General features: G+C 35.2%; 10 protein-coding genes. 4 read left to right on the top strand and 6 right to left on the bottom strand.

The genetic code is table 11. From position 1 onward, the window contains the following. Positions 1-647 precede the first annotated feature (647 nt). The 3 genes from N2201_06235 to N2201_06225 form a co-directional block, all read right to left on the bottom strand. Positions 648-797, bottom strand: a complete 150-nt coding sequence (locus tag N2201_06235; protein MCX7785803.1) for a hypothetical protein — start codon at positions 795-797, stop codon at positions 648-650. Between the two features lie 1011 nt (positions 798-1808). Then, positions 1809-2462, bottom strand: coding sequence for a class I SAM-dependent methyltransferase (locus N2201_06230; GenBank protein ID MCX7785802.1), 654 nt, complete (start codon positions 2460-2462; stop codon positions 1809-1811). Next, on the bottom strand, positions 2446-3594 hold the full coding sequence (locus N2201_06225; protein ID MCX7785801.1) for a glycosyltransferase family 4 protein: 1149 nt from the start codon (positions 3592-3594) through the stop codon (positions 2446-2448). The genes N2201_06230 and N2201_06225 overlap by 17 nt, the downstream gene beginning before the upstream one ends. 309 nt (positions 3595-3903) lie before the next feature. Here N2201_06225 and larA point away from each other — a divergent pair, with 309 nt between their 5' ends. Continuing rightward, positions 3904-5127, top strand: coding sequence for a nickel-dependent lactate racemase (larA, locus tag N2201_06220; GenBank protein ID MCX7785800.1), 1224 nt, complete (start codon positions 3904-3906; stop codon positions 5125-5127). Positions 5128-5141: 14 nt separating this feature from the next. Here larA and N2201_06215 read toward each other — a convergent pair whose 3' ends face one another. The 3 genes from N2201_06215 to N2201_06205 all read right to left on the bottom strand — a co-directional run bounded on the left by N2201_06215 (position 5142) and on the right by N2201_06205 (position 6975). Next, positions 5142-5708, bottom strand: coding sequence for a type II secretion system GspH family protein (locus N2201_06215; protein ID MCX7785799.1), 567 nt, complete (start codon positions 5706-5708; stop codon positions 5142-5144). A gap of 125 nt (positions 5709-5833) precedes the next feature. Next, positions 5834-6208, bottom strand: a complete 375-nt coding sequence (locus N2201_06210) for a response regulator (GenBank protein ID MCX7785798.1) — start codon at positions 6206-6208, stop codon at positions 5834-5836. Between the two features lie 32 nt (positions 6209-6240). After that, a complete protein-coding gene (locus N2201_06205; protein ID MCX7785797.1) occupies positions 6241-6975 on the bottom strand; it encodes a cell wall metabolism sensor histidine kinase WalK in 735 nt (244 codons plus the stop codon). Positions 6976-7483: 508 nt separating this feature from the next. On the opposite strand from N2201_06205, the gene purB reads away from it, so the two are divergent. From purB to N2201_06190, 3 genes are all read left to right on the top strand, one after another. Next, positions 7484-8785 (top strand): adenylosuccinate lyase, encoded by a 1302-nt coding sequence (gene purB / locus N2201_06200; protein ID MCX7785796.1) that lies wholly within the window; start codon positions 7484-7486, stop codon positions 8783-8785. Between the two features lie 588 nt (positions 8786-9373). Next, positions 9374-10576: an acyl-CoA dehydrogenase family protein gene (locus N2201_06195; GenBank protein ID MCX7785795.1), complete on the top strand. Its 1203-nt coding sequence runs from the start codon at positions 9374-9376 to the stop codon at positions 10574-10576. A 67-nt stretch (positions 10577-10643) separates the two neighbouring features. Then, positions 10644-10835, top strand: coding sequence for a hypothetical protein (locus N2201_06190; protein MCX7785794.1), 192 nt, complete (start codon positions 10644-10646; stop codon positions 10833-10835). The last annotated feature ends 252 nt before the right edge of the window (positions 10836-11087 follow it).

Here is an 11087-nt window from a genome sequence, read left to right as displayed (position 1 = left end):
GGAGAATACACCTCTATTTTAACATATCAAGTCTAAATTCACACAAAATATTATCCACTACCTCTATCAAAGCAAGTATATCTTTCATCAAAAACTTTACAAGCCTAAATTGAGCAACAAAGACATTAAAGTTCTAAAAGTTTCAAACCCTTATTAGCAATTTAGACCGGCTTATTATTTTTTCAATTCTCTCAAGAGACATTGTTAACGATTGGGAAAATTCTGATAAATTAAAGATAAACACATTCTTCTCCTCCAGTTTTTCCCGCTGGTTTTGTTAATAGACAAGAGATTATTGATAATGTTTGGGAAAATTCTGATAAATTAAAGATAAACATATTCTTTTCCTCCAGTTTTTCCCACTGGTTTTGTTAATGGACAAGAGATTATTGATAATGTTTGGGAAAATTCTGATAAATTAAAGATAAACATATTCTTTTTCTTTACCGTTCATTTTTTGATGTCCCATCCAGATGTTTTTGTTAATAGATAATTCTGTAATCAACTCAATTATACTTTTCCTTTAACCATTGGCTTAAACGACACCCTCGGTCATCTAATAGGTAAGCCGGTCAGCAAGCCAGGGGGCAGGCCAGGGGGCATACCCCTCGGCAACCCGCCGGCATAACCTTCGGACCGCCCAATCTTTAGATACCCAGATTGTCCTTTAAGTGACCCAATGATTTAACTGCCCAATAATCAATAGGATAGCAGATAAAGTCGCCTAACCCTTTGCCTTCTCGGTCAAATAAGCCTGTGGCTTGTTTGATTAGCGCCGGCATTTTTATTATACCCATTTAAAATACCCTATCTCTAATTTTCCACAAGATTTAATTACATCTCAGCAACATTGATAGGCAATTTCACCATCTGTCTGAGTTGGTGCTAATGTTTTTTATACTCATAAATACCATATCTCCGATTTTTTACAAAATCTGATTATATCTCAAAATAGGTCTGAGGCACGTTTAATTAGTGCTGATGCTTTTATTATACCAATAAGATACTCTATTCCAATTTCTTACAAAATCTGAATATATCTCTGGTTCGTTTGATTGCTATTAGCGTTTTTATTATACTTACTTAAAATACCATATTCCAAATTCTCAACAAAATTTGATTATATCTCTGACTCACAGTAGTTTTATTATACTCAAAATACCATATCTCCGAAGTTTTTTACAAAATCTGATTATATCTCAAAGCAGGTCTGAGGCACGTTTAATTAGTGCTGATGCTTTTATTATACCAATAAAATACTCTATTCCAATTTCTTACAAAATCTGAATATATCTCTGGTTCGTTTGATTGCTATTAGCGTTTTTATTATACTTACTTAAAATACCATATTCCAAATTCTCAACAAAATTTGATTATATCTCTGACTCACAGTAGTTTTATTATACTCAAAATACCATATCTCCGAAGTTTTTTACAAAATCTGATTATATCTCAAAATAGGTCTGAGGCACGTTTAATTAGTGCTGATGCTTTTATAATACCAATAAAATACTCTATTCCAATTTCTTACAAAATCTGAATATATCTCAGAAAAACAATTCTTGTTATGAAATAAATTGAACTTGCCGAATGTTTTTTCTTACTTTTTGGGAAGGCTCTGATACAGTTGCGTGCTGCAAGTGTTCTCCGTAGCACTGTTTCTGCGCGCTCCATATATTATGCTTGTCTAATATCTTCTTTTTAATAACTTTTCTGCTTTTTAAAAAATTTTAGGTTTGAATGTGGCAATAGAAGATAGATTTTGTAAGAATCATTTACAACTCTAATTACTTTGAGCGTCTTATATATTACTGACGCTCTGCTTTGTTAAAAATTTTCTTATAAATGCCAAAATAACAAGGTGTAGATTTAACCCAAATGCGAGACGAAATCGGCAAAAAGATTGTTGTTCCTGACCGTTCAATGATAAAAGAAAAATTAACTTTCTTTAATAAATTTTTTAATTCATCTAAAGATGGAATAAAGATATGCGAATTATCATAATAAAAATGTCTCTGTAAGAAACGACTGAGAGTATTTGAGGCAATGGGAAGGTGAAGAAATAAATAGCCGTCCCAAGATAGCATTTGATATATTCTTTCTAAAGCGCGTTGGGGATTCTCTAAATGCTCAAGCACATTAATTGCCACAATCCCATCAAATTGATGTGGCAAGGTGATATTATCTTCAATCGAAGCAACCTGAAATAGGGTGGATTGGGTTCGAGATTGAGCAACAGTAATTGCATAATGCGAAATATCGACGCCATAAGTCTCATAATCATTTTCAATTTGACGCAGAAGTCTACCTGTGCCACAACCAACCTCAAGAATTTTTTTACCCCGAGGCACAAGTTTTTTGATAAAATGAATTATCACTTTATCGCGAAGAAAGGAAAAAGGATAATAACCTTTTTCAATATGATGGTAATATTGACTGGAATAATTATGTTCTGTAAGCATAGCACATAACTAATTCCTGATAATACGCTTCAATTCTTTTGACAATATTGGGCCAGGCAAATTCTTCAGCCCGAGTACGAGCATTTTTTTGTAAAAGCAGTTTGAGCTCAGTATTGCCTAAAATTAAATTGACCTTTTGGGCAAAATCATCCGCGGAATTAGGTTGGGCTAAAAGACCGTTCTTACCATCTTCAATTACTTCTCGATAGCCCGCAATATCCGAAGCCACAACGGGTTTAGCACATGCCATTGCTTCTAATAAGACAATACCTTGGGCCTCGCCACCTAATGCTGGGGAAATATAAACATCAGCCATAGCATAATACCGAGGTAAATCTTTTCGGAAGACATAGCCCAAAAATCGACAATTGTTTTGTAATTTCAGCGCAATTACTAAATCGCGTGCGGCCTGTTCTAAAGGACCTTTGCCCACAATAAATAATTTGGCATTAGGAAATTTTTCCTGAATTTTCTTAAATGCGGATATTGCTACCAAGATGCCTTTTCTTGGTTCTAAGCGTCCAACAAAAAGAACGCAGGGTTCGTCATTTTTTTTCTTACTAATTGGAGGTACTGCTGGTGAGAATCGGTCACAATCAACACCATTAGGAATTATGCGGTAAGTACCTTTAATGAACGGCTTCGCCCATTCTTGAGCAATCAAGGAGACCGCAATTTTTCCGTGCAACTTGCGCACATAACGAGCAAAAAGAAAACCTCCTAATTTAAGTAAAAAACTTTTGCGAAAACCTACTGTATGAAAAGTAACACAATTTATTGTGTTAGAAAAATGCAAAGCCCAAAATCCAATCTCAGGCGGATAACAACCATGAAGATGAATAACATCAAAATGTTCTCTTTTTAGTAATTTTCTAACCTGAAAAGGAATATCTGTTCCCCAAGGAAAAGTGGCAAAGGATTTGTTAAGTGGTAAGAAAACAACTTTACCATAGCGAATAATCTCAAAGGGAAATTTACCATTTTCCCAATCAGACCAGTAATGAGGATAGTTAGTGGTTAAAACTTTTACCTGATGACCGCGCTGTATCAGTCCTTGGGCTAAATAATAGACATGTTCTGAAATTCCTGACGGATAAGGTAAAAAAGCCGAGGAAACAAGCAAAATTTTCATAAGCGCTGATATTTATACTACAAGCTATTTTTTATTTGTCAACATGAATAAGACTAATAGGAAATATCTGCATCTTGAGAAATTTTATGCTAATAAAGTATCAGCAGTAAGAATATTCTTTTTCTCAGTGGAAATAATAGGAAATATCTAACTCTTGGGGAATTTTTTACGGTAGCGTCAAGAATTTTGGGTAAATGCTTTTTTTCTGCCATAAAGGCTTTGCCTCTATTTGATTATTTATCCTATTTTGTTTAGAACGGCATAATTCGTTGAATTGACTTTTTAAGAAAATTAATTTACAATTATTTTATGAAAATCAATTTAACGAACGGAACCACAACGATTAGTTTAGAACTCCCTGAGAAAAATCTTTTGGGCATCTTAACTCCCAATCCTATGCCCAAAGAAGAGATTACCTTTGAGGTTGAAGAACTAAAAGCAGATTTAAGAAATTTTTTAAGCGGTGCTAAGCGCATTTTAATTGTGGTTAACGATTATACTCGACCAACACCAACCGCAGACATTATTTCAATGATTGAATCCGAGATAAATAAATATGATTTCAGATTCATCGTGGCTTGTGGTTCTCATTCTAGTCCCACTTCAGAACAGTTAATTCAAATCTTTGGTAAATATGCGGAATTGTATAAAGAGAAAATCTTAATCCATAATGCCCGAGACATAACCTCTTTAAGATTTTTAGGTAAGACCAGATTCGGAACGCCGGTTTGGTTAAATCAAGCAGTCTGGGAAGTGGACAAAATTATTACTATAAATTCTGTTGAGCCCCATTATTTTGCTGGTTTTACTGGTGGCAGAAAATCCTTTTTGCCAGGTATTGCCGGCATTGAGACAATTACCGCTAACCATAAATTATCCCTTCAGCCCGAAGCCAAAACTTTATCCCTTAATGGTAATCCTGTCCACGAAGATATGACAGAAATTGCCAAGATGGTGCCCAGAGAGATTTTTTCTCTTCAATGTGTCATCAATGATAAACATCAATTGTATTCAATTCGATATGGCAATATCTTCCAATCTTTTTTGAGTGCAGTTGAAGATGCCAAAAAAATATTTTGTGTGCCAATTAAAGAAAAAGCCGACATTGTCCTTGCTTTCATTCAACCACCTTATGATATAAATTTTTATCAGTCGCAAAAGGCAATTGAAAACGCAAAATTGGCACTAAAGGATAAAGGAATCTTAATTGTCGTCTCCCAATGTCGTGAAGGTGTCGGCGACGATGAATTTATCAAAGTTATTGCCGATAACCCATCTCCCCAAGTAATCCTTGAAAATATTAAGAAAAATTTTAAGTTAGGTTATCAAAAAAGTGCAAAATTATTAGAAACTTTAACAAAAGCAGAAATTTGGACCGTAATGCCAATTGATGATAAAATTATTCAAAGTATCTTTATGAAACCTTTTCCTGAGGTTAATTCAGCCTTGCAGAAAGCATTACAGATTAAAGGCGAACAGGCCAAAGTGCTTGTTTTTCCTGATGCAAGTTTGACTGTTCCACTTTTAAGTTAAAAACGAACAGTTGGCTAATTATGCAAAACGAAGATAATGATATTCTGGCCCGAGGCGTCAAAAGTTCTAATTGATTGGGCATAACCGTTCGGTTGACCGTCCATTCCAATTAAACCCCACAACTGAATACGATTAGAACCAATAGGTTCATATGTGCCATAGCGCATTTCACCAGGGTCATAACCCCAATCATCATTCGGACCGCCAACTTGTGTATTGCTTACATCTTCAGGCTCATCATAGTAATCAGGATTAAAATTATCAGGGTCTAATTCTGCACCGGTCCAAGGATTTGTAGGAAATTTACCTTTTTTGGGTTCAGGTGTGGCATAAGGGTCTCCACCAGGAAAATAAGCGCCATAACCATCTTCGTCTGGATAAAAATCATACGCGTATTTACCTTTTTCGGAAAAATAAGACTCAATTACCATTGCGACATTATACATATTCATCTTTTGTGCCGAAATCCTTGCCTGTTCGCGCATTCTGGCATAATTGGGCACAGAGAACGCTAATATCACACCGATAATAAAAAGCACGGTCAACATCTCAATAAGCGTGAACCCAGAATTTTTTCTCATTTTTTTCCTCCTGTTAAAGAGACTTTTTATTAAAGAACAACAAAGAACCTAAAATATTCTTTAAATTTCCTTGACAAGTTCGGGTTTTTAGTGACACTGACTCTTCTCTTTTCATAAATCTTTTACTAACTACTCTTTGGCATCAATAAATTTTTGATAGTGGCGACTAACTTTTGACCATCAAAGGGTTTAACAATAAAAGCCTCAGCCCCGGTCTTTAAGGCAATCTCTTTTGCTTCAATTGAACTACGCGCAGTGAGAATAACAATCGGAATTTTACTAAACGCTTCATGATTCTTTATAATCGTGCACACCTGATAGCCATCAAGTTTCGGCAGCATCAAATCTAAAACTATTAAATCAGGTTTATGTTTTCGGACCTGGGAAATTCCTTCAAGACCATCATAAGCCGTGATAACTTCAAAACCATTCTCTTCTAATCGAATTCTTATTAATTTACTGAGATTAGCGTCATCTTCTACGACGAGAATTTTCGACATATCGAATTAAGGCCATATTATTATTTTTTATTTTATTTAATTGGCAAAATAAAGTGAAACTGTGCTCCTTTGCCCAATTCACTGCTGGCCCATATCTTGCCAGAATGGAGTTCAACAATATTTTTCGCAATATTTAATCCCAGTCCGATTCCCCGAACCTTGGCTGGTGTTCTGAGCCGTTCAAATTTTCTAAAAATTCGGGTTAAATCCCTTTTCGGAATCCCCGGACCGGTATCAGCAACAGTAACTTGAATATATTTCTGTTGCGATACTGCGCCTATTTTAATTAGTGTTTTATCTTTACCTGAGACCGTTTTTGCACTAATTTTTATGGTTCCACCACTTGGCGTAAATTTTAAGGCATTGTCTAACAAATTAGCCAACACTTCAAACAGTCGGTCTTTATCGGCTTGAATTAAAGGTAGTGACGGATTAACCTGAGTTTTTAGATGTATCTTCTTTTGTTTAATAATTAATTCCTGACTGCTAAGCACGGTGTTAATGACATCGTTAATTCTTACTGGTTCCAATTGGAGATGGACTTTGCCAGATTCGATTAAGGATGCTTTTAATAAATTATCAATCATTCGAACTAATCGGTTAGTTTCCTCTTGGGCAATGGAAATTATCCGTTGCATTTCGGGTTCAAGTTTATGTTTTTTCTCTGAAAGTAATGACATTGCCTCTTTGATTGCTGAAACTGGTGTTTTAAGTTCATGGACTACTGTTGAGAGAATATCCAATCGGTCTTTGTTGTTGTTTTTCATAGCGTTAAGCCTTAAATGATATTTTTCATTAAACAAATCATATTCTAACAGTATTGTTTAGGTTGTTTATTGAGTATCTTCTCGCTATAAATAAAATGCAATTTATTAATATTACTGCATTATAAATGTGCGTGAAATATATGTCACACAAAGTATAAATTATAATATAATAAAAAATGCCCTATGTCAAGAGTAATCGAATGGTAACACGGAAAAAGTCAATTCTTACGATTGAATGAATTGAACTTGCGGAATATTTTCTGTGATTTCTTCGATACGGATGCGTGCGGTAAGTTTTTCCGTAACTCTTTTTTAGATGCGCTCAAAAACAATCTCGGCAAAAAGCCGAGTTTTACCGCTTAATATCCCTTACCGAACATTACTCTTCATTTGTTGTCTTTTCAATTAGTGCTATGAGATTTTTTCCGAACACTCTCGATAATAGGATATCGCAGGTTGAGATTTTTTGGTGTATTGACTTTTAGAAAAATCATTTTATAATACCTTTGTGATTGAACGATACTTCACCGCCGAAATGTCACAATTATGGTCTGAAGAAACTAAATTTAAGTATTGGCTTTTAGTGGAATCTGCTGTTGCCAAGGCTCAAGCCCAATTAGGGATTATTCCCCAAACATTATTTCCGAAACTTAACCGAGTCAAGATTAATGTGCCAGAGATTGAAACCATTGAAAAAACTGTCCAGCACGATGTTATCGCCTTTCTTAAATCGATTGAGAAGCAATTGGGTAAAGACGCGCAATATTTACACTTTGGGTTAACTTCTTATGACATTGTTGATACCGCATTATCTTTAAGATGTCTAAGGGCTTGCAATTATATTCTTGAAAAACTCCACGAACTTGCCAAGACAATTAAAAAACTTGCCATAAAACACAAATTTACTTTAATGATAGGTAGAACGCATGGAGTTCATGCGCAACCGATTACTTTTGGTGTGAAATGTCTTGCTTGGTATCAAGAAATTCAGCGTAATATTTTAAGGATAGAAACGACCCGGAAAAATCTTAGTTACGGCAAAATATCGGGCGCAGTTGGAGTTTATACGGAACTGAATCCTCAGGTTGAATTAATTGCATTAAAGCGCTTGGGTTTAAAGCCTGAGCCTATTTCTACGCAGATTATTCCTCGTGACCGATATGCCGAACTATTAACCGCATTAGCAATCTTGGCTGCTGGTTTAGAACGCATTGCCACCGAAATTAGAAACTTACAACGAACTGAAATTGGTGAACTGGCTGAGCCCTTCGGCAAAGCCCAAAGGGGTTCTTCGGCAATGCCTCACAAAAAGAATCCAATTATTTGTGAGCGCATTTGTAGTTTAGCCCGTCTTGTCAGAAGTTATGTGCCGGTGGGATTAGAAAATGTTGTGCAGTGGCACGAACGGGATTTGACCAATTCGGCAAACGAGCGTATCATAATTCCTTCGGCAACGAGTTTAGTCCATTATATGATTATCCAATTAAATAAAGTCTTAGCAGGATTAGTGGTTGATACTGCTAAAATGAAAGAGAATTTAGATAAATCGAAAGAACAGTTCTTTTCCCAGAGTTTAATGATGGCGCTTATTAAAAAAGGCGTCGCGCGGGACCAGGCTTATGCATTAGTGCAAAGATTGGCATTTCAGGCTAAAGCCCAAGATGAGTATTTAAGCAAAATTGTTTTAGATGATAAAGAAGCCGGCAAGTTATTTACCGAAAAAGAAATTAAACAGATTTTTTCCTATCAAGATTTAGCAGAAAAGATAAACTTTATATATAAACGCGTATTAAAAAAGAAGCCATTGTGATTTACCTAAACTCTATATATAAAAAAGAATCATAATGTTTTACCAAAAGATGAACTTTAATATATAAACAAACATTAAAAAGAAGCCACAATGCTTTAGCAGAAAAGATGAAATTTATATATAAACGCATATTAAAAAGAAGGCGTAGTGATTTACCTAAAAAAGGCAAATTTTATATATAAAAAAGTATTTAAAAAGAGTCATTGTGCTTTAGCAAAAAGATACCCTATGTATTTAAATGAGTATTAAAAGAAGCCATAGTGATTTACCAAAAAAGATAGACTTTATATATAAAAGCATATTTAAAAAAGTGGCAGTGTTTTAGCAAAAAGATAAACTATATATTTAAATGAGTATTAAAAGAGCCATTGTGCTTTACAAAAGATGAAATATATATATGCGTCTTAAAAAAGAAGCCATAGTGCTTTACCCAAAAAGGTAAACTTTATATTAAATGAGTATCAAAAAAGAAGTGGCAGTATTTTAGCAAAAAGATAAACTACCTATATGAGTATTAAAAAAAGAAACCACAATGTTTTAGCAAAAGATAAACTTTACTATTAAACGCATATTAAGAAAGGAGTCATAATGATTGATTTTAGTTTCACTGAAGAGCAGATTATGATTCAGAAATTAGCGCGTGATTTTGCGCAAAAAGAAGTCGCACCGAAAATCAAAGAGCAAGACCAAAAAGCCGAATTTGACCGTAGTATTTTAACCAAAATGGCTGAACTCGGTATTTTAGGTCTTTCGATTCCGACAAAATATGGTGGTAGCGGTGGTGATTATATTTCTTTAGGATTGGCTTGCGAGGAATTAGAATATGTTGACACCTCGTTACGCGTAATTCTCTCCGTGCATATTGGCTTAAATAGTCTAACCCTGCTTTCTTGGGGAACTGAAGAGCAGAAACAAAAGTATTTAGTGCCTCAAGCCAAAGGTGAGAAGATTGCAACTTTTGGTCTAACTGAACCCAATGCCGGAAGTGATGTTGTGGCATTAGAATCCAAAGCTCAGAAATCAGGCGATTACTGGATATTAAATGGTGAAAAGATGTGGATTTCTTTGGCTGATGTTGCCGATAACTTCTTAATTTTTGCTTGGACTGACCAAGAAAAAAGAAAAAAACGCGACCATTCAGGAATGAGTTGTTTTATTGTTGAACGCAGTTTTCCCGGAGTTAGCACCGCAACGATTCACGGCAAACTGGGCATTCGAGCCGGCAATACTGGCTCAATCTCTTTATCAGATGTAAAAGTGCCTAAAGAGAATATGCTGGGTGAAGAAGGCGAAGGCTTCAAAATCGCAATGTTTGCCTTAGACCAAGGACGATATACTGTTGCCTGGGGTGCAACCGGCTTAATCAAAGCCTGTTTAGACCATTCAGTTAAATATGCCAACGAACGAAAGACCTTTGGCGAAGTTATCGGAAAGCATCAATTGGTTAAAGAGATGATTGCTGAAATGGTCTCTGGTTACGAATGCTCAAAACTCTTATGCTTAAAAGCCGGCTGGTTAAAAAATAAAGGTATGAGAAATACGAAAGAAACTTCTTTAGCCAAGATGTATGCTTGTGATGCTTCAGAAAAAGCCGCATCTCATGCCGTGCAGATTTATGGTGCTTATGGCTATTCAGACGAATATCCAGTAGAAAGATTCTATCGCAATTGCAAAGGTGCAGTCATTTATGAAGGTTCGCGGGAAATTCACAAATTGATGCAAGCCGATTATGCCCTTGGTTATCGAATTGATAAGCCGACAAGATGCACTCTGCCAATACCAGAAGAATAGCAAGTTAATACTAAATAACACCTTAAAATTAAAAAACTTTAGCATCTTAATTAACGAAAAATAACCTGTGCCCATAATCTACTTAAAATCAGGTGGCTATGTAGAATGCGAAGGATATACGATTAAAGATGGCGTGGTAAAAACAATTGGTGCGACTTTTAAGGAAACAACTTTTCCACCTAAAGAGACCAAACAACAGGAATCCGTGATACCATTGTCCAATATCCTTTTCATTCTACCTCAGAAAGTGCTCCAATAAATAACTTTCAATTATCAAGTTGAAGAGTTAAGCACTTTCTGTAATAATAAGGTATATTTAGAAAGACCTGAGTTCAGTAAAAAACTTGTTGACAATTTATTCTTTTTAAGGTATAATTAGATAATAAAATGCGATTCAGAACCTATACTGATTTTAAGCCGAAGTTAGCAAAAATTGCAGGGGTTCTGAATTTTAGGCTTGTAAGTTCTTTGAAACCAAAGGGTTTGAAAGCGTAGGGTCTCCGAATGAGAC

This window comes from candidate division WOR-3 bacterium (assembly GCA_026418155.1).
Taxonomy (GTDB): domain Bacteria; phylum Hydrothermota; class Tepidihabitantia; order Tepidihabitantales; family CAIPLT01; genus JAOABV01.
Note: the sequence above shows the minus strand (reverse complement) of the source record. Positions and strands in the feature narration are given on the sequence as shown.

Coding starts and splice junctions, on each gene's coding strand:
- N2201_06230 (MCX7785802.1), bottom strand. CDS start 2,462: ATGCTTACAGAACATAATTATTCCAGTCAATATTACCATCATATTGAA.
- N2201_06205 (MCX7785797.1), bottom strand. CDS start 6,975: ATGAAAAACAACAACAAAGACCGATTGGATATTCTCTCAACAGTAGTC.
- N2201_06215 (MCX7785799.1), bottom strand. CDS start 5,708: ATGAGAAAAAATTCTGGGTTCACGCTTATTGAGATGTTGACCGTGCTT.
- N2201_06210 (MCX7785798.1), bottom strand. CDS start 6,208: ATGTCGAAAATTCTCGTCGTAGAAGATGACGCTAATCTCAGTAAATTA.
- N2201_06195 (MCX7785795.1), top strand. CDS start 9,374: ATGATTGATTTTAGTTTCACTGAAGAGCAGATTATGATTCAGAAATTA.
- N2201_06235 (MCX7785803.1), bottom strand. CDS start 797: ATGGGTATAATAAAAATGCCGGCGCTAATCAAACAAGCCACAGGCTTA.
- N2201_06225 (MCX7785801.1), bottom strand. CDS start 3,594: ATGAAAATTTTGCTTGTTTCCTCGGCTTTTTTACCTTATCCGTCAGGA.
- larA (MCX7785800.1), top strand. CDS start 3,904: ATGAAAATCAATTTAACGAACGGAACCACAACGATTAGTTTAGAACTC.